Here is a 21,329-nt window from a genome sequence, read left to right on the forward strand (position 1 = left end):
ACCCTACCTGGCCCGGCGAGTTAGAAACCTAACCCGCTTCCGACGATCTAACTCCCCAACTAACTCCAGAACCCGCCCCTGGGCGGCACCGGCAGAGGGTGCCCGCCACGGCACTCCCTACCCGAAAACCGTCACACATCGTCACTCCGGAAGGGTCTTCGATGGACACCCGCGACAACCTCACCCGCGCCGCCCTCGCAGCAGCGGAGCGCGGCTGGCACGTCTTCCCGCTCCGCCCGAACACCAAGCGACCCGCGCTCCACGGGCACACCAACTGCCCAGCCACCGGTCCCTGCTCGAACGGTCACCTCGGCTGGGAGCAGCGGGCCACCACCGACCCCGACCGCATCCGCGCAGCCTGGACCCTCGCCCCCTACAACATCGGACTCGCGACCGGGCCGTCCGGGTTGTGCGTGATCGACCTTGACGTGACCAAGCTCGGAGAGACCATCCCTGCCGAGTGGGCACGCCGGGGCGCCACCAGCGGGGAAGACGTGCTCGCGATCGTAGCCGAGCAGGCCGGACAGGAGCTGCCCGGCGACACCCTCACGATTCGGACCCCCTCCGGGGGACTGCACCTGTACTACGCGGCGCCTGACGGCGCTGAGCTGCGCAAGACCGAGGGTGACCGCGGACACGGACTCGGCTGGAAAATCGACACCCGCGCCTGGGGTGGCTACGTGGTCGCGCCTGGCTCCACTATGGACGGACAGGCGTACGAGTACCTGTGTGACCGTGAGCCGGCGCCGCTGCCCGGCTGGCTCGCCGAGCGGCTCACCTCTGCATCGCTCCCGGCCGCGCCGGTGGTGCCCATCCGGCCGACTACTGGCCGGGCACGGTACCTGGAAGCCGCCATCCGCGCCGAGAGCGCCAAGGTCCACGCCGCGCCCAGCAGCCAGCGCAACGCCGCCCTCTACGCCGCCGCGGTCGCCCTCGGACAGCTCGTGGCCGGAGGTGCCCTCACCGAGGCCGAGCACGAAGCAGTGCTGCTGACCGCGGCCGGGCGACATCTCGCCGAAGGCGCCTATAACGAGCACCAAGCCCGCCAAACCATCGCCTCCGGCCTCCGCACCGGACGCAACCGCCCCCGGGTTGTGGCCTAATGAGTCATTCACACGAAGAACTCCATGATATTCCTAGTCCGCTCGAACTCACGTCGGGGCAACGGGTCAGGAATATTGTTAATTCGATCAACGGCCGCATCACCGATTACGCCAGCTTTTTGCAATTCAGTAATAAGTGTGTCGAGCTTTATCGAGGCAATAACCGACTGTTCTTGCAGGCGCGTCATCGCTGGTTCGTAGGCTGGCTGATCATTGGACTCGTCGTCTTCGTACGGAACGAACACGAGACAGTGCCGAACACCCTCACTGCCAGGTTCCCACAGGCATCGCCCGAATCTCATCTTAGCGGGGGCAGATTTAACCCCAACAAGCGTCACATCGAAGTAGCGATGCTCGCGATCACCGACGAATCGGCGATCCTGGAGTACGTTTTCCAGCTTCTTGTGCGTCTCTGGGTCAACTTGAGCGAGTATTTCCATCATGTACAGGCCGGAAGCCATCTCGATAGGCTGCCAACGCTCGGGAACAAGCGTGAGCCCTTCGAACAGGACTTTCTCAAGGACAAGTTCTTCACGCTCTTCCAATTCGATCGAGTGGGTATACGTCGAGACTTTCTCGCTGGATCGATAGGAGTAGTTGTTCCGAGCCACCTTCCACTTGCCACCTCCGGTGTCCGAGAGAATCGCTTCATCGAACCCAGTCGAGGCCAACTCCTCCTGAAGCTGCTCGTGTTGCTCATCTCCCTGGGTAACGACGGTAACGGCAAGACGTCGAAGAAGTTTTTCCGTGTGAGGCGAAATCGACGGCTCAAGTTCTTCGAACCCGAGATGCGGGCACGGCTCACCAAGCAGGACAAGCGTTACATCGGGGTTGGACACGCAAAATCCTCTCACGGGGTTGGCATTCTGCTCCTTCAATCGCTCCCCGCTGCAGTTTCGTTTCTATCCACCGCCAGTCCAGTACGACGCCTCGAAGTCCACGCGTTGATTGCCGAAGGGAGCAACTGATCATGCCTGCCCCCCGCGCACTGTCGCCGGTCCCGGAGCAACCAGCCCGCAAGACCCGCTGGACTGACGCCGAACTGATGGCCGTGGACTTCCCGGAACCGCGCTGGGCCGTGCCCGGCCTGCTCTGCGAAGGACTCAACCTGCTCGCCGGGGCGCCGAAGCTTGGCAAGTCCTGGCTGTCACTCGGTCTGGGCGCCGCCATCGCCAACGGCGACCCCGCGCTCAACGCAATCGACGTCGAGCGCGGGCCAGTGCTGTACTGCGCCCTGGAGGACACCGGACGCCGGTTGCAGCGCCGCCGCCGTCAGATGCTCGCGGCCGGAGGCCGGGCGGCGCCCCTGCTGACGTTGGAGACCGCGTGTCCGACGATGGCGCACGGCGGGGAAGCGCTGCTGTGTGAGTGGCTCGACGCCAACCCGCACGCGCGGCTGGTCATCGTCGACACCTTCGCCAAGATGCGTGGCGCAGACCCGGCCGGCATGTCCGCCTACGCCGCGGACTACGCCGCTGCGGTGCGGTTCAAGACCCTGGCCGACCACTACAACGTGCCGTTCCTGCTCATCCACCACGTCCGCAAGCAAGGCGCCGAGGACTTCCAAGACATGGTGTCCGGCACGAACGGGCTGACCGGTGCGGTGGACGCCACGCTCGTGCTCAAACGGACGCGAGGGCAGGCGGACGGGGTGCTGCACGTGACCGGCCGCGACGTCGAAGAGGCCGAATACGCCATGAGCTTCGACGCCACCTCCGGCGCCTGGACCAAGCTCGACGGTCCCGCCGGGGATTACCAGATGCACGACACCCGCGCGCTGCTCACCCGATTCGTGCGCGAGTACCCCGGCAGCAAACCCGCCGCCATCGCCGACGCGTTGCAGCTCAACTCGAACAGTGTCCGGCAGACCCTCTCTCGCATGGCCAAGGACGCCCAGGTCCGGGCCGCACCTGGCGGGACCTACTTCCCCACCGAAGGCGCGAGTGACAGCGACAGCTGCCCACCCCTGTCACAGCTGTCACTCCGTCACTCAACCGCCGGTGACCAGCACGAACAGGAGTGACAGCACGAGTGACGCCCCGCCCACCTGTCACAACCGCCCAACCGCCTACCGCCACGCCGAGGGGGAACGCGATGGACACACCACCCGGGATGCTGGACCGGCACCTGTACCGGATCACCGAAGCCATGCGCTTGCTGTCGATGAGCCGATCCGTCATCTATGAGCAGATCCGCGCCGGACGGCTGCTGTCAGTCAAGCAGGGACGTGCCCGGCTCATCCCAGCTCAGGCGATCACCGCCTACGTGCAACTACTCATCAACGAAACGGAGGGTGTCAATGGCCAAGCGGCGTAGCCGAGGGGACGGTGGACTCTACTGGTCGGAGTCCCGTCAACGCTGGATCGCTGAGGTCACGACCGGCTACACCCCGGCCGGGAAGCGCATCGTCCGCAAGGCCAGCGGTAAGACCAAGACCGAGGCCAAGGACAAGCTCAAGGAACTAGTGCGGGACCTCGACGACGGCCTGCCAACTGGTCCGGCCGGATACACCGTCGCGGAGGCGGTAAGCAACTGGCTCACCTACGGCCTCAGCGGCCGCCATCCCGAGACGGTGAAGAACTACCGCTACCTCGCGGACGGGCACCTCCTGCCACTGCTGGGCAAGCGGAAGCTTCGGGAGTTGTCCGCTGAGGATGTGGACGAGTGGCTTGCCGACGTGGCCACGCGGGTCAGCACCCGCACCCTCCGGCTGCTGCACTCGATCCTGAACCGCTCCGTTAGGCATTCCCAGGCTCGCGACAAGGTTAAGCGCAATGTCGTAGCGCTCTGTGAGATCCCGACCGGGCAGGAAGGCAGGCCGTCAAAGTCGCTTAACTTCGAGCAGGCGGAAGCTGTGCTAAAAGCGGCGGAGAACTCGCACCTTCACGCCTATGTCGTGCTTTCACTACTGATTGGCGCTCGTACGGAAGAATTGCGCGCGCTCACTTGGAACCATGTGAACCTCGGCGTGCATGTTGGCTCCAACTCGCCCACTGTGCACTCTATCAGCGTCTGGCGTTCGGTCCGCGCTGGGGGTGACACGAAAACCAGAAAATCCCGACGGACGTTGGCGATGCCAATACGATGCGTAGTCGCATTACGACTCCACCGAATTCGGCAAGCAGAAGCAAAGCGTCAGGCCGGACAGAAGTGGGAAGATCATGACCTGGTCTTCACATCGTCAGCGGGCACCCCACTCGACGCACACAACGTAAGGCGTGACTTTCGTCAGGTTATCAAGTCTGCTGGCCTCACGCCGAAGGAGTGGACGCCTCGCGAGATGCGGCACAGCTTCGTGTCACTGCTTTCAGACTCGGGCGTCCGACTGGAGGATATCGCCCGGTTGTGTGGACACAGTGGGACCGCTGTGACAGAACAGGTTTATCGCCATCAAATTCGCCCAGTGATACTGGAGGGCGCGACCGCTATGGACCGCATCTTCGCACCAAATCAATAATTCAGGCCCGGACAGGATGCGTCCAACTCGGGGGCGATGTGAAATAATAGCTGACGTGACCAATTCGATCAGAACACTTTTTGCGGATCGTGGCCCGACCGCGATAGCTAGCGTCGTAGTCTTGATAACAGTACTAGCGGTAGCGTTCGTCGCAATCTGGTGGCGGGTTCCAGACATGCTCTACCCACCTGGGCCGGACAAGTCAAGCAGCATGTCTTCACCCGAATACCAGGCATCCCGCATCTCGGCAACAGCCTCGACGCGTAGCGCACTACTACTTGGACTGGCAGGAATTGCCGCGATAGGTACTTTACTAGTGAACCTGCGCAACACGCGGGTAGCTGTGGCAACCCTTCAAGTCGCGAACGAAAATGCACAAGTAGCAATTCGAAACGTGCAAATAGCAGAGCGCGGTCATTTTACAGATCGCTTCGCGAAGGCAGTGGAGCAATTGGGGGGGACTTCTATCATTATCTCACTCGGCGGAGTGTACTCCCTGCAGCAATTGATGCGAGAGGGTAGTGCGCCTGGCGACCCTAAAGTGATAGCATCCGTAATTTGCGCATTCATACGAGTAAAAAGCCCGACGATCGGCTCCACTCCTGAGAAAGACCGCAAACACGAGGTTGGAGCAGCTTTGCAAGTACTCTGCTCCACGCAGCTGGAAGAACGCCTGACGGGACTAGATTTAAGTCGAAGCCGCCTGCGTGGCCACACGATCTGGGGCGACAACCTTCGCAATGCACAGTTCGACTACTCCGATCTTTCGGGCTCGTTCCTACAAGGAGTAGATTTGACAGGAGCGGCCTTTGCGGGGACTAACCTCTCCAACACCATTCTCGTTGGTGCAACCTTGAACAGGGCGACGTTTTCCTTGGTAGTTCAGAACCCTGACATTCATCGCAATAAGCCTGTACCTAAAGATCTCATCATCACGGCCAAGATGGATGACGCGCTTATGTCGGGAGCAAGCCTGTCCGAAGCGCGATTGCATGATGTTGACTTTTCCCGGACGATCGGGCTCACTCAGGAGCAAGTCGACCAAGCCGTTGGTAACGGCGGCACCCTCTTACCTCCAGGCATCAAGCGCCCCGCCTGGTGGCCACAACAGGGGCTGGCAGACTGGCACTAGGTGCCTGCGCCTTCGCTTGGTCGACCGTTGCCTCGACGCGCTCTGGAGCCAAGGCCCCCGGAGCTTAGTCACTCACTTTGTCACTCACCGAATACGCATAGGGCGATTGACTGCTTTGGCGAAGAGATCGGTCAACTGCAAAGGGGGCCTCTGACCTCGAATTTCTTCCAGGTCAGAGGCCCCCTCAGGCCGTCGGGACGACAGGATTCGAACCTGCGACCCCTTGACCCCCAGTCAAGTGCGCTACCAAGCTGCGCCACGTCCCGGCCGTCATCGCCTCGCGTGCGGGGCGATGACAAGTAGCTTAAGGGGTCCGGTCAAGGTCCTTTCACGTGGGGTGGCCCCACCAGCCGGACCCTCAGGCCAGCGGCGCGAGGGCCTCGGCCAGGGGCTCCAGCACCTCGGGGGTGTGCGGCACCGGCAGGTAGACGATCGCCAGGTCCAGGCCCTGCTCACCGAGAGCGGCGACATCCGCTGCGACCTTGGCGTAGTCGCGGTCCTCACCGAGCCGCACGTGGCTGGAGAGCGTGATCTCCTTCGGGTCCCGGCCGATGGCTTCACAGTGCTGGTGCAGCACGTCGCGCTTGTGGGCGAACTGCTCCGGTGTCCCGCCGACGAAGTTCCAGTGCTGGGCGAACCTGGCTGCCGTGCGCAGCGTCCGCTTCTCACCACTGCCACCGATGCAGATCGGCGGATGCGGCCGCTGCACGCCCTTCGGCTCACAACGCGCCTCGGTCAGCTGGTAGTACTCACCCGCGAACGTCGTCGTCTCCTGGGTCAGCAGACCCACCAGCACCTCGCACGCCTCCTCGAACCGGTCGCTCCGCTCCTTCACCGGCCCCAGCCGCATGCCGTAGGCACCCGACTCCTCCTCGTTCCAGCCCGCCCCGATCCCGATCTCGAGCCGCCCGCCGGAGACGATGTCCAGGGTCGCGGCCATGTTCGCCAGCAGCGCGGGGTGGCGGTAGTGGATCCCGCTGACCAGCGTGCCCAGCCGGAGCCGGCGGGTGGCCTGGGCCAGCGCGGTCAGGGTCACCCAGCCTTCGAGGCACGGGCCGGACGAATCACTGAAAATCGGATAGAAGTGGTCGAACGTCCAGCCCGACTCGAAGACCTCGATGTCGTCCGCGGCCTGCCAGACCGCGAGCATGTCGGCCCACTCGGTGTTTTGCGGCGATGTCTTGATAGCGAAGCGCATGGCGTGATCGTAAACGCCACCGACGAGATCAGATCGCGCCGCCGTTGGCGTGGAGCACCTGACCGTTCACCCACCGTCCGGGACCGGCCAGGAACGTCACGACGTCGGCGATGTCCCCGGGCTCGCCCAGCCGCTCGAGCGGCGGCTCGGCCGCGATGCGGTTGACCAGCTCCTCGCTCTTGCCGTCGAAGAACAACGCCGTCGCGATCGGGCCCGGCGCCACGGCGTTGACCGTGATGTCGCGGCCGCGCAGCTCCCGCGCCAGCGTCAGGGTGATGGCCTCGACGGCACCCTTGCTGGCGCCGTACGCGCTGTAGCCGGGCCGCGAGAACCGGGTGATCGAGCTGGAGAAGTTGATGATCGCCCCGCCGGCACGCACCCTGCGCGCGGCCAACTGGTCCACCACGAAGGTGCCGCGAACGTTGGTGCGCAGCACCCGGTCCAGTACCGCCAGGTCCATCTCCGCGAGCGGCGAGAGCGGCATGATGCCCGCAGCATGCACGACCACGTCGATCCCGCCGAACTCGGCTTCGGCCTGGTCGAACACCGAAGCCATCGCCACCTCGTCGGCGACGTCGCCCTGCGCCGCGATCGCCTGGCCACCGGCCTGGCGGATCGCCTCGACCGCGACATCGGCCTCTGTCTTGTTGCTCGCGAAGTTCACGACGACCGCGTAGCCCGCGGCTGCGAGGCGCTGGGCGGTCTCCCGGCCGATCCCGCGCGAACCTCCGGTCACCAGGGCCACCCGCGATGTGGTGCTCATGTCGACTCCTTCATAACGTCGTTCCGCCTTGCCCGTAACAGCGATACCACCTAGGTGCATAATCCTGCTACGTCGGACCGGTAGCAGGGTTATGCTGAAGACATGGACGTGCGCACCCAGATGCTCGAAGCCGCGGAGAAGCTGCTCGACGCCTCCCCGGACCGCGACATCGCCACGAGAGCGGTGTGCGAGGCAGTGGGCGTGGGGGCACCGGTGCTGTACCGGCTGTTCGGCGACAAGAACGGCCTGCTCAGCGCGGTCGTGGACTACGGGTTCGACCGTTACCTGGCCGCGAAGCGCGCCGCCGAGGGTTCCCCGGACCCGGTGGAGGACCTGCGCAACGGCTGGGACACGCACGTGGCGTTCGCGCTCGCGCATCCGGCGGTCTACCGGCTGATGTACTCCCCCAGCTTCAAGGCGGTCCCGGCCGCCGCGCAGGAGGCGCTGCGCCTGCTGCGGGAGGTGCTGTTGCGTTGCGCGGCGGCCGGCAAGCTGCGCACTACGCCGGACGTGGCGGCGCAGGCGATCATGTCCGCCAACATCGGGGTGGCACTGAACCTGGTGACCCAGCCCGAGATCTACGACGACCCCGGCCTCTCGCGCCGGGTCCGCGACGCGGTGTTCGCCGGCCTGCTCGTCGAGGACGACGGCTCACGAACCGCCGAACCGGGCGTCGCGCCGGCCGCGTCGCAGCTCGCCGCGCTCCTGCGGGCCGGACAGGAGCGCCCGCTCGGCGAGCCGGAGACGGCGTTGCTGCTGCACTGGCTCGACCGACTCGCCCGGCAGGATGCCTAGTTCCGGGACCACTTCCCGTCCGGCTCGAACGGCGCCACGGCCCGGACGCCGGGCAGCTTGGCCGGGATGTGCCGGGGAACGAGCGAGACGTCCGCCCAGAACGTGGTGTGCCCGCGATGCCGCTCGGCTCCCGACCCCCGCGCCAGGTGCCGGATCAGGACCGCGCCGACGTCCGCGCCCAGCGGCACGGCTTCCGCCCGCTCGTCGTCGACCTCGATGTGGACGCGGTTCGCGCCGCGATACGAAAGACGGACCTGTGCCGGGACTCCCTCGGCGCGCACGTGGCTCACGAGCTCTTCCAGTACGACCAGGGCGTCCAGCAGGGTCTGTTCGGACCAGAGCGCCGTCAACGAGGCCCTCGCCCACTCTCTGAGCGTGAAAAGCCCTTCGGTCTCGGTCAGTGTCCGGGCCCCGACAGGCTCCTCACCGCACGGTCGCATTCCACGCCTCCGCTGGCTGTTCAACGAATGGTGTGCTCGAATACCCGAATCTGCTTCACGTCAAACGGGAAGTGCGGGGCGACGCCGACCGGCACCGACCCGCCGATCGGGCTGTCGGCGTCTTTTGTCCTGGTAACGGGGCCGGGGGCGCTGCTATGAGAGTGGGGACCGCGGTCTCGGCAGGTGGTCGGCACGTGGTCGGCACGAAAAGGAGACGGTCGCATGTCCTTCACGGACGAGGATCGCCTGTCTGCGAACGCAACCGTGGGCGCGGGTGGGGCCGGCGGCCAGCCCGGCAACCAGCGGGTCTCGCACCAGGATCGTCGCCCGTGAGCCTGCTGTTGACCGGTGCGCTGGTCCTCGACCCGGACCAGGACATGACGAGCCCGGCCGACGTGCTGGTGCGGGCCGGCCGGATCGTCGTGGTCGGGTCCGATGTGGACGGTGATGAGCGGTCGACTGCAGTGGTGGCCTCGGCGATGCCTGGCGCCCGGACACCGGGCCCCTGGACCGCATCGCCGACCCGTCGCTGCCGGATCCGTTGTTCGACGGGCCCGACGCGGCGAGGGCCGCCGTGCGGCGGATGGTGCGCGCCGGGGCCGACTGGATCAAGGTGGGCGCCGGGGGGCGTTGCGGGCGGTGCGCGAGGGCCGCGACATCGGGCCGACCGACGAGGAACTGCGCGCCCTCGTCGACGAAGCACGCCGTTGCGGGCGGGACGTGTTCGCGCACGCGCACAGCGCCGGGGCCGCCGCTACGGCGGCACGGGCCGGAGTGCGCAGCGTCGAGCACGGCGTATTCCTCGATGGGACCGCCGTGGTGGCGATGCGTGAGCACGGCTGCTGGTACGTGCCCACGCTCGCGCCGATCGACGAGCCCGCGCACCGCCGCTCGCTCGCCTTGGCGCGGGAGGCGGGTATCCCGATCGCCGCGGGCTCCGATCTCGCGCCACGTCCCCCATGTCGATCTGTTGACCGAGCTGCGCCTGCTGGCCGGAGCCGGCCTCGGCGACGCCGGTGCCCTCGCTGCCGCGACCACCGAGGCCGCGCGGCTGCTTCGCCTCGATCACGATCGCGGGCGGATCGCGGCCGGGCTCCGGGCGGATCTCGTCCTGCTGGCAGGCACCGACCTGGACGTAAGCGACCTGGGCAGCCGGATCCGCCGGGTCTGGCAGGCCGGCCGCCTCGTCACTCCCCCTGCGGCGCCCCCGTCTCCGTCAGCCGGCCGTCCGCCAGGCGCAGCCAGCGGTTCACCTTGATCGCCGCCAGGAAGCGCTCGTCGTGGCTGACGACGACGAACGCGCCCTGGTAAGCGTTCAGCGCGCTCTCCAGCTGCCCCACGCTCACGAGGTCGAGGTTGTTCGTCGGCTCGTCCAGCAGGAGCAGCTGCGGCGCCGGTTCGGCGGTCAGCACGCAGGCCAGCGTCGCGCGCAGGCGCTCGCCGCCGGAGAGGACGCCGACCGGCAGGTGCACGCGCGCGCCCCGGAAAAGGAAACGCGCCAGCAGGTTCATCCGCTGCGCCTCGGGCATTCCGGGCGCGAAGGCGGCCAGGTTCTGCACCACCGTCCGGTCCGGGTCGAGCAGGTCCAGCCGCTGGGACAGGTAGGCGACCCGTCCCTCGGCGCGCTTGGTGTGCCCGGCCTCCGGCTCGAGGTCGCCGTTGACGACCCGCAGCAGGGTGGACTTCCCCGCACCGTTCGGACCGGTCAGCGCGATCCGTTCGGGCCCCCGGATCGCCAGGTCGACCCCGCCGCCGAACAGCTGCCGGACCCCGATCCCCTCGCCGAGGAACACTGTGCGCCCGGCGGGCACCTAGGTACCGGGCAGGACGAGCACGACCTTCTCGTCGTCGCGCAGCGCGCGCTCCGCCTCGTCGAGCCGGGCCTTCGCGTCGCCGACCCGCGAGGCGTGCGTGTCGTCCGCCTTGCCCGCGGACTCCTGGGCGTTGCGTTTCCGCGCCCCGGCAAGGATCTTCGGCAGGCCCGCGTTGCCGACGTTGCGGGCGGCGTTGCTCGCGCGGCGCGCCGCCCGTTCACGCGCCTGCTGCATCTCGCGCTTCTCCCGCTTGACCTCCTGCTCGGCGTTGCGGACGTTCTTCTCGGCGACCTCCTGCGCGGCCTGGATCGCCTGCTCGTACTCGGTGAAGTTCCCGCCGTAGAAGCTCAGCTCGCCGCGGTCCAGCTCGGCGATCCGGTCCATCCGGTCCAGCAGCGCACGGTCGTGGCTGACCAGCAGCAGGCAACCGCTCCAGTCCTCCAGCGCGGCGTGGAGCCTGCGTCGCGCGTCGAGATCGAGGTCGTTGGTCGGCTCGTCGAGCAGCAGCACGTCGGGCCGCTTCAACAGCTGCGCCGCGAGCCCGAGCGACACCACCTGGCCGCCGCTGAGTGTCCGCAACGGACGGTCGAACGACAGGCCGCCGAGGCCGAGGCGGTCGAGCTGGGCGGCGGTGCGCTCCTCGATGTCCCAGTCGTTGCCGATGGTGGTGAAGTGCTCCTCGCTCGCGTCGCCCGCCTCGATCGCGGCCAGTGCCCGCAGCACCGGGGGGACGCCCAGCACCTCGGCGACGGTCAGCTCGGTGCTGAGCGGCAGGGTCTGCGGGAGGTAGCCGAGCAGCCCGTCGACGGACACGCTGCCGCTGTCCGGGCGCAGCTCGCCCGCGATCAGCTTGAGCAGCGTGCTCTTGCCGGCCCCGTTCGGCGCGACGAGACCGGTGCGGCCGCCCGGGACGGTGCAGGACAGGCCCTGGAACACGACGGTGTCGTCGGGCCAGGAGAAGGACAGGTTCGAACAGACGATGGACATGCGGAGGTCCTTGAGTGTGGTGCGGGCACAAGCCCGCGGGAAACAGGGAACGACGGCATGGCCACGACGCCGGTCGCGTCCGGCGGTGGCCGATCATCATCCGGTCTCACCCGGAGATGTCGTCGTCACCTACCACGGCTGTCTCCTCGTTCCGATCACTCGCCGCACTCCATGCTAGGTCACCCGCCGAGGCCTGCCTTGCTGGCGGTCGAGGCCGCGGTCAGTGCCAGTTTCTCCGCGACCGAAAGCGCCCACCGGCCGGTCGCCGCCAGATGCTGCCGGACCGCGCTCTCGTTGCCCTGCCGCGCTTCGGCCTCCGCGCGCTCGATCTCGGCAGCGGACGCGCTTCGGGCCGGAAATGCCCTTCGCCGAAGCACGCCTGCGCGAGCACCATCACCTGCGGCGGCAGCACCGTCGGCGGGATCGCACCCGGCAGCGGCACGAACCGCTGCGGATAGAGTATCCGGTTGTTGCGCAGCCGGATGTTGTCCTGCGCGAGCGCGTCCGCCTCCGCCGGGTCGGCCGGCACCCCTTCGAACGGGTGGTCGCCCTCCATCAGCAGCTGGCAGATGAGGATGCCGAGGCCGAACGCGTCGTCGGCGGGGGTGAGCGAGGCCGGGCCGGTGCAGGCGAGCGCCGGTGGCGCGTACTCCGGCGTGACCTTCGCGCAGGAGTGCGCGATGCCGGTCGCCGGGTCGGTGAACTGCACCGTGTCGCAGTCGATCAGCGTGACGTGCCCGGTCGGCGAGACCATGATGTTGGCCGGGCTGACGTCGCCGACCACGATGCCGGCCTGGTGCAGCCTGGCCAGCAGCCGCGCGACCCGCGCCCCGACCGCCACCAGCACCCGCCAGGTGGGTTCGTCGATCGCCTCGGCGCGCACGTACGGGTCGAACAGCCGGGTGAGCGAACGGCCCGCCACGCGCGGCATCAGGAAGCCGATGGTGCGCCCGCCCTCGTCGAGCAGCGCCTGCCGCGGCCACGCGACGTGCAGGTGCTCGGCGTGGTCGCCCGGCCAGGTCGCGGGCTCGGTGCGCATCAGCGCGACGAGCCGCTGGTGCAGGTCCGGCGCCGGGTCGAGGTAGATCTTCGCGCACAGGTCCTCGGTGCCGGCCAGCTCGTGCACGAGCCCTTCCGCCCCGCGCCCGAACGTCCGGGCGCCGAGCCTGACCTTGCGGCCGTCGGGCAGCTGCAGGCTCATGTCGTCCGGACCGCCAGCACGATGGTCTTGTCGTCGCCCGAGGTGGCCGCGAACTCCTTCGACAGCAGCTTCCGCGCCAGCTCGGCGTCGTCCACGGCCGGTGAGGCGAAATGGTCGAAGTAGGCGGAGAACTCGCCGGGCGCGCGCTGCTGCAGCCTGCCGTCGGCGTGCTGGACGATGTCGAGCATCCCCTCCGACAGCCCGTCGCTGCACAACGCGACCCCACGGATCCTGCTGTCCACGATCACGCCACGGCCCAGGTGCGCCTCGCGCCGGGCGGAGGTGAGGAAGACGGTCTCCCCCGCGTGCTCGCGGTCGGGCGCGGCGACCACCAGGTGCGGGCCGCCGGGCTCCCGGTCGACCACGAGGAAGCAGTCGCCGACGCTGAAGTAGCCGAAGAACGGTGGTGCGGCGACGACGGCGAGCAGGGTCGTGGCGAACGAGGACCGCAGCTGCTGCGGACTTTCCCCGCCGGTCTCCGGCAGCGCGGCGACCTCCGCGGCGACGGCGTGGTCGAACAGCCCGAGGCTTTCCGCGGCGAAGGCCCGCACCGCGCCCTGCCAGTCCTCCGGCTCGGCGGGGGTGCGGGCGCCGAAGACCCGTTCGGCCGCCGCCGCGGCCGCTTCCACGGCGAGCAGCGCACCGGTGTCGGCGCGGCTGCGGGACCCGGCGCCGTCGGCGACGGCGTAGACCCAGGCGCCGCCGCGGCCGATCCGGCGGACGAGCTTCCGGTCCTGGTTGGGTCGCGAGGTGCCGGCGTGCGAGGGTCCCTTGACGCTCGCCGCGACGACTCTCCACGGTGGACTCATCTCAGCCGAGCCCCCTGAGGTACTCGCGAATCCGCGCTTCTTTCTCCAGCCTGCTGCTGACGTCGGAGTAGACCTCTTCGGACGGTTTCGAGCGCGCCGCGTCCGCCGAGGCCGACTCGATGCTCGCCGAGACCATCGTGAGCACCTCCGCGAACGACAGGTTCGCCAGGAAGTGCCACGACGACGGGGCCAGGCCCGCCAGCACCTCCTGCTCGGCCCCGTCCACGCCGAACGCGAAGAACAGCAGGTGCTTGCCGGCCTCCTGCTGCCGGATCACCGGGGCGAAGTCGCGCCACCGGTCGTTGCGCCTGCCGTGCGGGTCGGTCGGCACCCCGTCGGTGATCAGGTACACCAGCGGCCGGTTGACCAGGGGTATCCCGGTGGATCTGAGCTGCTGACGGCGTGCCGCCAGCAGCTGGAACCCGAACTGCAGGCCCTCGACCATCGGCGTGACCCCGCCCGCGCGCAACATCGGCGGGTCGAACCGGGACACCGGCACGAACGGCTCGCCCGCGGGCCTGCCGTGCGGCCCGACGGGTCGACTGCGACGACCTGGTTGCTGCCGAAGGTCACCAGCGCGATCTCGCCGTGGCGCCGGATGTGGTCGTTGGCCAGCAGTTCGGCACGCCAGTTGCGCAGTGCCTGGTTCAGCTCGCCGATCCGGTCGCCCTCGGCCATGGAGCTGGAGGTGTGGACGACCAGCATCAGCAGCAGGCGGCTCTTGGCGGGCTGGACGGGCAGCGCGTCGATGGTGGACAGTCGGTCACGGCGTCGGTCCCCTCTGTGCGCCCGCCAGCGCCGGGGCGATGGTGAGCACGGCGTTCTTGTCGTCGGTGTCGAGCACGTCGAGCACGTTCCCGGGCGCGGCGACGGCGCGGAGGTGCGGGGACAGCACCGCCCAGACGACGATCTCCCCCAGCTCGACGTACCCGCCGTCCACGCTGACATGGCTACGGGCGACGGCCTGTCCGGGCCCGGGTCGCTCGATCGGCCGTGGCGGTGCGGCGGCGGGCGGCGCGATGCGGCGCGGTGGCGCGAGGCGGCGGGAGAGCCGTAGCCAGGCGACGGCGATCGCCACGACCGCGAGCAACACCGCGGTCAGCACGGCGGCGAGGGTGTTGAAGGTCTTCGTGCTGATGGTGGCCTGCCACGTCGCCGACTGCGGTGGGTTCTGGCTGCTCTCGGTGTCCGGGCCGTAAAGCGCTTCCAGCGCCGGCTGCACGTCCTGCTTCGTGACGACGACGGTAACGCCGTCGCACGCGGGAGCTCCGGTGCACAGCGGCTGCCCGGCATCGGCGGCGTTCGCGAAAACGATCACGGGCAGCTTTCCGGCGAACTTCGCGACGTCCTCGCCCGGCGTCGGGACTGGCGCACGTCGATCACCGCGACGTGCTGGTGGTTGTGCGCGGGAAAGACGAGCCCGGCCACGAAAGCCGCGAGCACCACGAGCAGCGGCACCACGACCAGCGGCATGAGCCGTCCCCGCGTCCGTGCCGTCACTGGTTCCCCCTCGAACGGAATCCGGTCGCGCACAGCGAACCGTCCCAGTGTCGGCCGGATGGCGGAGCGAAAGAAGGCGCCGGTCCGCTGAGCGGACCTGTTCAGGCGCGCGCGAGGTTGCGGTCGATCTCCCGCGCGGCCCGCAGCACCAGCTCGGGCAGTCCCGCCGGCATCGTCCGCTTCAGCGACAGCGCGCTGACCGCGCCGACGATCTCGCCGTCCGGGCGCCGGACCGGGGCGGCCACACAGCTCACCCCGCCAGCACGTCCTCGTGCGTCATGGCGACGGTGCCCGAACGCCGCAGCCCGGTGAGCTCACGCCGCCAGTCGGCGCCGGCGACGTCCGCCGGGGGCTCGGTCCGGCGTGCGAGCAGCAGCAACCGGCCGGCGGCGGTCTTCCTGGAGTACTCGTCGTAGGGCCGCACCGGCGGGATGTCGGTGACCACGCCGCGGTTCGCGCTGACGATCCGGACCCGTTCGCCGTCGGAGGCGACGCTGGTGCCCAGCGCCGAGAGCAGCCGCACCGGTTCGCGGGAAGCGCGCTGCAGCACGGGATTCGGCTGCCAGGCGTTGCCGAGCCGGGCGAGCAGGCCGCCGACGAAGTACCGCCGCTCGTGCCGCCGGACCGCGCCGAGCTCGGCCAGCTGCTCCAGCAGCCGGTACGCGGTCGCCTTCGGCAGACCCGCGGCTCTGGCGAGCTCGGACAGCCCGGCCCCGCTGTCCGCGCCGGAGAGCACCTCGAGCACCCGGAAGGCCCCCTGGAGCACCCCGCGGCCCTTCAGGCTCCCGGCCAGTCCCTCGCGCGTTTCCGCCTCGTCCTGCTTGCGAACATCCACGGCGACTCCGTTTCCCGAAACGGTCATAAAGGAATTCGCGCGAGGACTGCATCCCGTTACGACTCGGCTACCGTTCCGGACGCCGGTCAGGCCGAGGAGGCGCGGGGCACCTGGTGACCGAGCATCGCGCTCAGCTTCGCGGCCCCGCTCATCACCATCTCCGCGAGCTGCTCCTTCGCCTCCTCGCGGAAGCGCATCTCCGGGATCGTGAGCGTGAGGCTGCCGACGGCGACGGCGTCCGCGCCGAGGATCGGGGCGGCGATGCCGCGTGAGCCGGGGATCTTCTGCCCGCGCGAGAAAGCGAACCCCTTCTGCCGGATGGACTCCAGCTCCCGTCGCAGGACGCTCGCGGCGGGCGCCTTCTCGCCCGACCCCGGCGCGGGCGCGCGCTCGGCGAGGATCGCCTCGATCTCCTCGCCGGACAGGAACGCCAGGATCGAGCGGCCGGAGGCACCCCAGTTCACCGGCACCGGCGAGTTCAGCTCGATCCGGTACGACAGCGGGTTCGGCGAGGTGTGCTCGGCCGCGTAGATCATCTCCCGCCGCCGCGGCAGGTACACGCCCAGCAGGCACGCCTCCTGGCTGCGCTCGACGACCTCCGCCAGCACCGGGCGCGCCAGCTTCACCAGGTCGCGCCGGGCGGCCAGCAGCGCGCCGAGGCGCTGGCACTCGACGGTCGGCCCCCAGCGCCGGGTGGCCGGGTCGGGCTCGACCATGTCCTCCTTCGCCAGCAGGTCCAGCAACCGGTGCACGGTCGGGCGGGGCAGCCCGAGCGTCTCGGTGAGCTCGGCGACGCTGACGTCCCCGCCGGCCTCCACCACGGCGCGGAACACCGCGATGACGCGGGCCACCGTGCCCGTGGGGGCTTCCGATCCGTTTCGCATAGTGGACCACGTTATCACTCAGCGGACATGAGTCGAGCCGCCCCGTCGTGGACAACCCTCGTAGCCGCAGCCTAGCTTGGTCGACAACACGTCCACTCAATGAGTGTCTTGTCCACTCAGTGGACAAGACCTGATCAGGGTTGGTCGTAGGAGTCGAGTGATGACAATGGTGTCGCCGGACGCAGCAGGCCGGATACGGCATCGGGCGGCGTTCGCCGCGGGTGTCGGCAACTTCATGGAGTGGTTCGACTTCGCCGTCTACGGCTTCTTCGCACCCACCATGGGCAAGGTCTTCTTCCCCAACAGCAGCGCCACGGTCGGCCTGCTGTCGTCGCTCGCCGTGTTCGGCGTCGCGTTCTTCTTCCGCCCCGTCGGCGGCCTGGTCCTCGGCTCGCTCGGCGACCGGCGAGGCCGCCGCTTCACGCTGTCGGTGTCGGTGGTGCTGATGGGCGCGACCACCACGCTCATCGCCGCACTGCCCAGCTACCACGCCGTCGGCGTGCTCGCCCCGGTCCTGCTGGTGCTCCTGCGCTGCCTGCAGGGCTTCTCCGCGGGCGGCGAATGGACCGGGTCCTCGGCGTTCCTGCTGGAGATGACCCCGGCCAACCGCCGCGGCCTCTACGGCAGCGTCATCTCCGCGACCGCGGCGCTGGCGACGGTCGTGGGCAGCTTCGTCGCGCTGCTGGTGCAGTCGGTGGTGAGCGCCGAGAGCATGATCTCGTGGGGCTGGCGGCTCCCGTTCCTCATCGCCGCGCCGCTCGCCCTCATCGGGCTCTACGTGCGGGTGAAGCTCGCCGAGACCCCGGTCTTCGAGGAGCTCAAGGCGCTGGGCAAGGTCTCCGACAAGCCGCTGCGCGCCGCGGGCAAGCGGGACCTCAAGCCGGTGCTGCTCACCCTCGCCATCGCGGCGGTGCAGGGCCTGGGCTTCTACTACCTGGCGACCTACGTGGTGAACTACCTGTCGCAGACCGTGCACCTGTCGCGGACCAGCGCGCTGGTGCTCAGCGCGATCGGGCTGGCCGTCTACATGGGACTGTGCCCGCTCGCCGGCATGATCTCCGACCGGTTCGGCCGCCGGCGGGTCAACCTGACCGGCAGCGTCGGCTACATCGTGCTCGGGCTGCCCGCGTTCGTGCTGATGGGCCAGGGCGGCGTGGCGCCGGTGCTGATCGGGATGCTGCTGCTGATCGTGCCGCAGTCGCTGGTGAGCGTGACCACCGTGGTCATGCTGGTCGAGCTGTTCCCGGCGGCGACCCGCTCCAGCGGCAGCGCCACCGGGTTCAACATCGCGCTGGCCTTCGTGGCCGGGCCGGGGCCGTTCGTGGCGAGCGCGATCGCGAGCGCCACCGGCAGCAGCGTGTGGCCCGCCTCGTACATGGTGCTGGTCGCGCTGGTCGCCACCGTGTTCCTGGTCAAGTTCCTGCCCGAGACCGCGGGCCGCCACATCGGCGCGCGGGAGCGGGCGGTCGTGGCGGAGGCCCGCTGATGGACACCTGGGAAGTGCTGGCGGTCCGGTTCGCCACCCGGCAGACGGTGGCCAGCCAGGTCTACCTCAACTACCACGTCTACGGCGAGCCCGACCGTCCACTCGGGATGGACTACTTCTTCTGGGTCCTGCGCCGCGGCGGGCGCACCATCGTCGTCGACACCGGCTTCACGCCCGAGGTCGGCGCCCGGCGGGGACGCACGACGACCGTTCCGGTCCCGGACGCGCTCGCCCGGCTGGGCGTCGATCCGGCGGCGATCGACCAGGTGGTGATCACGCACGCGCACTACGACCACACCGGCCATGTCGGCCTGTTCCCGCACGCCGAGATCCTGATCTCGGCCAGGGAGCTGGACTTCTGGACCGGCCCGTACGCCGGGCGCGTCCAGTTCGGACACTCGGCAGAGCCGCCGGACATCGCCGAGATCGCCAAGGCCGACCGGGACGGGCGGGTCACCCGGCTGCCCGCGCGGCACCGGCTCGCGCCCGGCATCGAACTGCGCGAGGTCGGCGGGCACACGCCGGGCCAGCTGGTCGCGCTCGTGCGCACCGACAGCGGCACGGTCGTGCTGGCCTCGGACGCGGTGCACTACTACGAGGAGGTCGAGCTGGACCGCCCGTTCCTGGTGGTCGCCGACCTCGAGGCGATGTACCGCGGCTTCGACGCGCTGGCCGCCATCGCCGCCGAACCGAACACGGTGCTGCTGCCCGGGCACGACCCGCTGGTGCTGGAGCGGTTCGAGCCGCTGGACCCCGCCGACCCCGGTTTCGCGGTCCGGGTCGGGCCCACCACAGAGAGGAGGAGCTGAATGCTGGAAGGCAAGGTCGCCGTGGTCACCGGCGCCGCCGGCGGCATCGGGGCGGCGAGCGCGCGCCGCCTCTCGAGCGAGGGCGCGAGCGTCGTCGTGGTCGACCTCGACCAGGACGGCGCGGAGAAGGTCGCGGCCGAACTGCCCGGACCGGCGGTCGCCGTGGGCGCGGACGTCTCGCGCGAAGAGGACGTCGAGCGCTACACCCGGGTCGCGGTGGAGCATTTCGGCCGGCTGGACCTGCACCACCTCAACGCCGGGATCACCGGCCCGTTCGCCGAGCTGCCCGACCTGAGCGTGACCGAGTTCGACCACGTCATGGGGGTCAACCTGCGCGGGCCGTTCCTGGGCGTGCGTGCGGCCTTCCGCCGGTTCCAGGCCCAGGGCGGCGGTGGGGCGATCGTCATCACCGCCTCGATCGCGAGCCTGCGCGGCAGCCACGACCTGCTCGCCTACCAGACGTCCAAGCACGGGGTGCTCGGCCTGATGCGGCGCGGCGATGTACGGCGGGCCGATGGACGCGCGGGTCAACGCCGTGGCCCCCGGTCTGGTGCCGACGGGGTTGTTCACCGCGGCGCAGGACGAGTCGGGCGGCGGCAACGACATGGTTCAGCGCGGCACGACGGTTCCGTTGCGCCGCACGGGAACCCCGGACGAGATCGCGTCCGTCGTGGCCTTCCTGCTCAGTGCCGGTGCCGCGTACGTGCACGGCGAGGTGGTGTCGGTGGACGGCGGTTCGGCGATCGTCAGCACGGTCCGCCCGTCGGGCGGCGCGGGCGCGTGGGACACCACGGCCGTCGATCAGCGCGGAAAGGAGAACGCATGAGTACGCCAAGGATCGGGGTGATCGGGCTCGGCAACATGGGTGGCCGGATCACCCGCCGGATCGTCGAAAGCGGGCAGCCGGTCACCGGCTACGACCCGGTGCCGGGCCGCGCCGAGGAGGCGGGCGCCACGGCCGCGGCCTCGGTCGCCGAGCTCACCAGGGCCGCCGACCACCTGTTGCTGTCCCTGCCGGACAGCACCGTGATCGAGAAGGTGGTGCTCGGCGAGGACGGGGTGCTCGCCAACAGCCGCGACGGGCAGATCGTGGTCGACCTCAGCACCGCGGCGCCGTCGTCGACGGTGAAGCTGCACGAGGCGTTCGCCGCGCGCGGGGTCGAGTTCGTCGACGCCGGCATCTCCGGCGGGGCCGCCGCAGCCGACAAGGGCACGCTGACGCTGATGGTCGGCGGCTCGGCCGACGCGCTGACGCACCTGGAGAAGACGCTGGAACCGTTCAGCGCCACGGTGTTCGCGATGGGCGGCAGCGGCGCCGGGCACACCACCAAGGTGCTCAACAACTTCCTCAACGCCGTGAGCCTCGCCGCCACGGCCGAGACACTGGTCGCCGGGAAGAAGGCCGGCCTGGACATGCACCGGCTGCTGGAGGTGTTCAACGCGAGCACCGGCGTCAACTTCGCCACCCTCAACCGGTTCCCGCACATCGTCGACGGCGACTACCTCGAAGGCGGGCTCACCAGCACGCTGATGATGAAGGACGTCGTGCTGTACGTGAACCGGCTGCGGGAGCTGGGCGTGCCGACGCTCAACTCCGCCGGGCCGATGGCGAGCTTCGCGCTGGCGCAGTCGCTGGGCTACGCCGACCAGATCAGCAACCGCGTCGTCGACGCGATCGGCGACGCCGCCGGCGGGGTCCGGCTGCACGACGAGGAGGCACGGTGAAGATCGTCCACGGCAGGCCGGAGCAGGCCGAGACCGAAGAGCGGGGCGCGACGTTCGACGGCACCGTGTGGGCCGACCCGGTGCTGCCCGCCACCGACGGGGTGACGATCAACTCGATCTACTTCACCCCCGGTGCGCGCACGCACTGGCACCGCCACGAGCGCGGCCAGATCCTGCAGGTGACCACCGGCAGCGGCTGGGTGTGCAGCGAAGGCGAAGCGCCACAACGGTTGCGGGCCGGCGACGTGGTCTGGGTGCCGCCCGGCGAGCGGCACTGGCACGGCGCGAGCACCGGCTGCGCGCTCGCACACGTGGCCATCTCGCTCGGCACCACGCAGTGGGAGACGCCGGTGAGCGAGGACGAGTACCTCGCCGCGGAACAGCGGTGAAC

General features: G+C 69.2%; 23 protein-coding genes, 1 tRNA gene and 2 pseudogenes. 12 read left to right on the forward strand and 14 right to left on the reverse strand.

Annotated elements, in window-relative coordinates:
- Nucleotides 1–161: 161 nt before the first annotated feature.
- Nucleotides 162–1,103: a bifunctional DNA primase/polymerase gene (locus LWP59_RS27670; RefSeq protein WP_144643222.1), complete on the forward strand. Its 942-nt coding sequence runs from the start codon at nucleotides 162–164 to the stop codon at nucleotides 1,101–1,103.
- 8 nt (nucleotides 1,104–1,111) lie between these two features.
- Here the strand turns inward: LWP59_RS27670 and LWP59_RS27675 are convergent, their stop codons facing one another.
- Nucleotides 1,112–1,942 (reverse strand): hypothetical protein, encoded by an 831-nt coding sequence (locus LWP59_RS27675; protein WP_144643223.1) that lies wholly within the window; start codon nucleotides 1,940–1,942, stop codon nucleotides 1,112–1,114.
- 131 nt (nucleotides 1,943–2,073) lie between these two features.
- Here LWP59_RS27675 and LWP59_RS27680 point away from each other — a divergent pair, with 131 nt between their 5' ends.
- The 4 genes from LWP59_RS27680 to LWP59_RS27695 all read left to right on the forward strand — a co-directional run bounded on the left by LWP59_RS27680 (nucleotide 2,074) and on the right by LWP59_RS27695 (nucleotide 5,692).
- Nucleotides 2,074–3,126, forward strand: a complete 1,053-nt coding sequence (locus tag LWP59_RS27680; protein WP_144643224.1) for an AAA family ATPase — start codon at nucleotides 2,074–2,076, stop codon at nucleotides 3,124–3,126.
- A 71-nt stretch (nucleotides 3,127–3,197) separates the two neighbouring features.
- Nucleotides 3,198–3,419 (forward strand): helix-turn-helix domain-containing protein, encoded by a 222-nt coding sequence (locus tag LWP59_RS27685; protein ID WP_186383461.1) that lies wholly within the window; start codon nucleotides 3,198–3,200, stop codon nucleotides 3,417–3,419.
- Nucleotides 3,403–4,560: a site-specific integrase gene (locus tag LWP59_RS27690; protein WP_144643225.1), complete on the forward strand. Its 1,158-nt coding sequence runs from the start codon at nucleotides 3,403–3,405 to the stop codon at nucleotides 4,558–4,560. The genes LWP59_RS27685 and LWP59_RS27690 overlap by 17 nt, the downstream gene beginning before the upstream one ends.
- A 55-nt stretch (nucleotides 4,561–4,615) precedes the next feature.
- Nucleotides 4,616–5,692 (forward strand): pentapeptide repeat-containing protein, encoded by a 1,077-nt coding sequence (locus LWP59_RS27695; RefSeq protein WP_186383462.1) that lies wholly within the window; start codon nucleotides 4,616–4,618, stop codon nucleotides 5,690–5,692.
- Nucleotides 5,693–5,884: 192 nt separating this feature from the next.
- Here LWP59_RS27695 and LWP59_RS27700 read toward each other — a convergent pair.
- From LWP59_RS27700 to LWP59_RS27710, 3 genes are all read right to left on the reverse strand, one after another.
- Nucleotides 5,885–5,958: transfer RNA gene (locus LWP59_RS27700), tRNA-Pro, on the reverse strand.
- A 92-nt stretch (nucleotides 5,959–6,050) separates the two neighbouring features.
- Nucleotides 6,051–6,890, reverse strand: a complete 840-nt coding sequence (locus LWP59_RS27705) for an LLM class F420-dependent oxidoreductase (RefSeq protein ID WP_144644521.1) — start codon at nucleotides 6,888–6,890, stop codon at nucleotides 6,051–6,053.
- Between the two features lie 28 nt (nucleotides 6,891–6,918).
- On the reverse strand, nucleotides 6,919–7,653 hold the full coding sequence (locus LWP59_RS27710) for an SDR family oxidoreductase (protein WP_144644517.1): 735 nt from the start codon (nucleotides 7,651–7,653) through the stop codon (nucleotides 6,919–6,921).
- A gap of 102 nt (nucleotides 7,654–7,755) precedes the next feature.
- Between LWP59_RS27710 and LWP59_RS27715 the strand changes: the two genes are divergently transcribed.
- Nucleotides 7,756–8,448 carry a TetR/AcrR family transcriptional regulator gene (locus LWP59_RS27715; protein WP_144644514.1) on the forward strand — a complete coding sequence of 231 codons (693 nt, stop codon included), beginning with the start codon at nucleotides 7,756–7,758 and terminating at the stop codon, nucleotides 8,446–8,448.
- Here LWP59_RS27715 and LWP59_RS27720 read toward each other — a convergent pair.
- Complete coding sequence (locus LWP59_RS27720) at nucleotides 8,445–8,798, reverse strand: hypothetical protein (protein WP_144644511.1); 354 nt, start codon at nucleotides 8,796–8,798, stop codon at nucleotides 8,445–8,447. The genes LWP59_RS27715 and LWP59_RS27720 overlap by 4 nt on opposite strands.
- A gap of 537 nt (nucleotides 8,799–9,335) precedes the next feature.
- Between LWP59_RS27720 and LWP59_RS41215 the strand changes: the two are divergent.
- Nucleotides 9,336–9,767 (forward strand): annotated as a pseudogene (locus LWP59_RS41215) (amidohydrolase family protein); the annotation flags it as partial.
- Nucleotides 9,694–10,146: an amidohydrolase family protein gene (locus LWP59_RS40490; RefSeq protein ID WP_144644508.1), complete on the forward strand. Its 453-nt coding sequence runs from the start codon at nucleotides 9,694–9,696 to the stop codon at nucleotides 10,144–10,146. The pseudogene LWP59_RS41215 and the gene LWP59_RS40490, both read left to right, overlap by 74 nt.
- Here the strand turns inward: LWP59_RS40490 and abc-f are convergent.
- From abc-f to LWP59_RS27770, 9 genes and pseudogenes are all read right to left on the reverse strand, one after another.
- A pseudogene (abc-f, locus tag LWP59_RS27730) lies at nucleotides 10,076–11,689 on the reverse strand (ribosomal protection-like ABC-F family protein). The gene LWP59_RS40490 and the pseudogene abc-f overlap by 71 nt on opposite strands.
- A gap of 220 nt (nucleotides 11,690–11,909) precedes the next feature.
- Nucleotides 11,910–12,890, reverse strand: a complete 981-nt coding sequence (locus LWP59_RS27735) for a protein kinase domain-containing protein (RefSeq protein ID WP_144644505.1) — start codon at nucleotides 12,888–12,890, stop codon at nucleotides 11,910–11,912.
- A complete protein-coding gene (locus LWP59_RS27740) occupies nucleotides 12,887–13,699 on the reverse strand; it encodes a protein phosphatase 2C domain-containing protein (RefSeq protein ID WP_144644502.1) in 813 nt (270 codons plus the stop codon). The genes LWP59_RS27735 and LWP59_RS27740 overlap by 4 nt, the downstream gene beginning before the upstream one ends.
- A gap of 1 nt (nucleotide 13,700) precedes the next feature.
- On the reverse strand, nucleotides 13,701–14,198 hold the full coding sequence (locus tag LWP59_RS27745; RefSeq protein WP_144644499.1) for a vWA domain-containing protein: 498 nt from the start codon (nucleotides 14,196–14,198) through the stop codon (nucleotides 13,701–13,703).
- Between the two features lie 264 nt (nucleotides 14,199–14,462).
- Nucleotides 14,463–15,017 carry a hypothetical protein gene (locus tag LWP59_RS27750; protein WP_144644496.1) on the reverse strand — a complete coding sequence of 185 codons (555 nt, stop codon included), beginning with the start codon at nucleotides 15,015–15,017 and terminating at the stop codon, nucleotides 14,463–14,465.
- Nucleotides 15,014–15,199, reverse strand: a complete 186-nt coding sequence (locus LWP59_RS27755; protein ID WP_144644493.1) for a hypothetical protein — start codon at nucleotides 15,197–15,199, stop codon at nucleotides 15,014–15,016. Before LWP59_RS27755 ends, LWP59_RS27750 begins: the two co-directional genes overlap by 4 nt.
- A 101-nt stretch (nucleotides 15,200–15,300) precedes the next feature.
- Nucleotides 15,301–15,444, reverse strand: a complete 144-nt coding sequence (locus LWP59_RS27760; protein WP_186383574.1) for a hypothetical protein — start codon at nucleotides 15,442–15,444, stop codon at nucleotides 15,301–15,303.
- 5 nt (nucleotides 15,445–15,449) lie between these two features.
- Nucleotides 15,450–16,034: a helix-turn-helix domain-containing protein gene (locus LWP59_RS27765; protein WP_186383573.1), complete on the reverse strand. Its 585-nt coding sequence runs from the start codon at nucleotides 16,032–16,034 to the stop codon at nucleotides 15,450–15,452.
- A gap of 86 nt (nucleotides 16,035–16,120) precedes the next feature.
- On the reverse strand, nucleotides 16,121–16,918 hold the full coding sequence (locus LWP59_RS27770; RefSeq protein ID WP_144644487.1) for an IclR family transcriptional regulator: 798 nt from the start codon (nucleotides 16,916–16,918) through the stop codon (nucleotides 16,121–16,123).
- A 160-nt stretch (nucleotides 16,919–17,078) separates the two neighbouring features.
- Between LWP59_RS27770 and LWP59_RS27775 the strand changes: the two genes are divergently transcribed.
- Genes LWP59_RS27775 through LWP59_RS27790 form a run of 4 tightly spaced genes read left to right on the forward strand, consistent with a single transcriptional unit; the run spans nucleotide 17,079 to nucleotide 21,327 of the window.
- Nucleotides 17,079–18,404: an MFS transporter gene (locus LWP59_RS27775; protein ID WP_229857624.1), complete on the forward strand. Its 1,326-nt coding sequence runs from the start codon at nucleotides 17,079–17,081 to the stop codon at nucleotides 18,402–18,404.
- Nucleotides 18,404–19,213, forward strand: a complete 810-nt coding sequence (locus LWP59_RS27780) for an N-acyl homoserine lactonase family protein (protein ID WP_144644484.1) — start codon at nucleotides 18,404–18,406, stop codon at nucleotides 19,211–19,213. The genes LWP59_RS27775 and LWP59_RS27780 overlap by 1 nt, the downstream gene beginning before the upstream one ends.
- The gene (locus LWP59_RS41380; protein ID WP_186383572.1) at nucleotides 19,214–20,938 is read left to right on the forward strand and encodes an SDR family NAD(P)-dependent oxidoreductase; all 1,725 of its coding nucleotides are present in this window, start codon (nucleotides 19,214–19,216) and stop codon (nucleotides 20,936–20,938) included. It begins immediately after the preceding gene.
- Nucleotides 20,935–21,327: a cupin domain-containing protein gene (locus LWP59_RS27790; RefSeq protein ID WP_144644481.1), complete on the forward strand. Its 393-nt coding sequence runs from the start codon at nucleotides 20,935–20,937 to the stop codon at nucleotides 21,325–21,327. Before LWP59_RS41380 ends, LWP59_RS27790 begins: the two co-directional genes overlap by 4 nt.
- The last annotated feature ends 2 nt before the right edge of the window (nucleotides 21,328–21,329 follow it).

Source organism: Amycolatopsis acidiphila (assembly GCF_021391495.1).
Taxonomy (GTDB): Bacteria; Actinomycetota; Actinomycetes; order Mycobacteriales; family Pseudonocardiaceae; genus Amycolatopsis_E; species Amycolatopsis_E acidiphila.

Bases quoted from the DNA above. Each gene is read 5' to 3' on its own strand.
- LWP59_RS40490 (WP_144644508.1), top strand. From the start codon at position 9,694: ATGGGACCGCCGTGGTGGCGATGCGTGAGCACGGCTGCTGGTACGTGC.
- LWP59_RS27680 (WP_144643224.1), top strand. From the start codon at position 2,074: ATGCCTGCCCCCCGCGCACTGTCGCCGGTCCCGGAGCAACCAGCCCGC.
- LWP59_RS27710 (WP_144644517.1), bottom strand. From the start codon at position 7,653: ATGAGCACCACATCGCGGGTGGCCCTGGTGACCGGAGGTTCGCGCGGG.
- LWP59_RS27690 (WP_144643225.1), top strand. From the start codon at position 3,403: ATGGCCAAGCGGCGTAGCCGAGGGGACGGTGGACTCTACTGGTCGGAG.
- LWP59_RS27740 (WP_144644502.1), bottom strand. From the start codon at position 13,699: ATGAGTCCACCGTGGAGAGTCGTCGCGGCGAGCGTCAAGGGACCCTCG.
- LWP59_RS27670 (WP_144643222.1), top strand. From the start codon at position 162: ATGGACACCCGCGACAACCTCACCCGCGCCGCCCTCGCAGCAGCGGAG.
- LWP59_RS27775 (WP_229857624.1), top strand. From the start codon at position 17,079: ATGACAATGGTGTCGCCGGACGCAGCAGGCCGGATACGGCATCGGGCG.
- LWP59_RS27685 (WP_186383461.1), top strand. From the start codon at position 3,198: ATGGACACACCACCCGGGATGCTGGACCGGCACCTGTACCGGATCACC.
- LWP59_RS27735 (WP_144644505.1), bottom strand. From the start codon at position 12,890: ATGAGCCTGCAGCTGCCCGACGGCCGCAAGGTCAGGCTCGGCGCCCGG.
- LWP59_RS27780 (WP_144644484.1), top strand. From the start codon at position 18,404: ATGGACACCTGGGAAGTGCTGGCGGTCCGGTTCGCCACCCGGCAGACG.
- LWP59_RS27705 (WP_144644521.1), bottom strand. From the start codon at position 6,890: ATGCGCTTCGCTATCAAGACATCGCCGCAAAACACCGAGTGGGCCGAC.
- LWP59_RS41380 (WP_186383572.1), top strand. From the start codon at position 19,214: ATGCTGGAAGGCAAGGTCGCCGTGGTCACCGGCGCCGCCGGCGGCATC.
- LWP59_RS27770 (WP_144644487.1), bottom strand. From the start codon at position 16,918: ATGCGAAACGGATCGGAAGCCCCCACGGGCACGGTGGCCCGCGTCATC.
- LWP59_RS27715 (WP_144644514.1), top strand. From the start codon at position 7,756: ATGGACGTGCGCACCCAGATGCTCGAAGCCGCGGAGAAGCTGCTCGAC.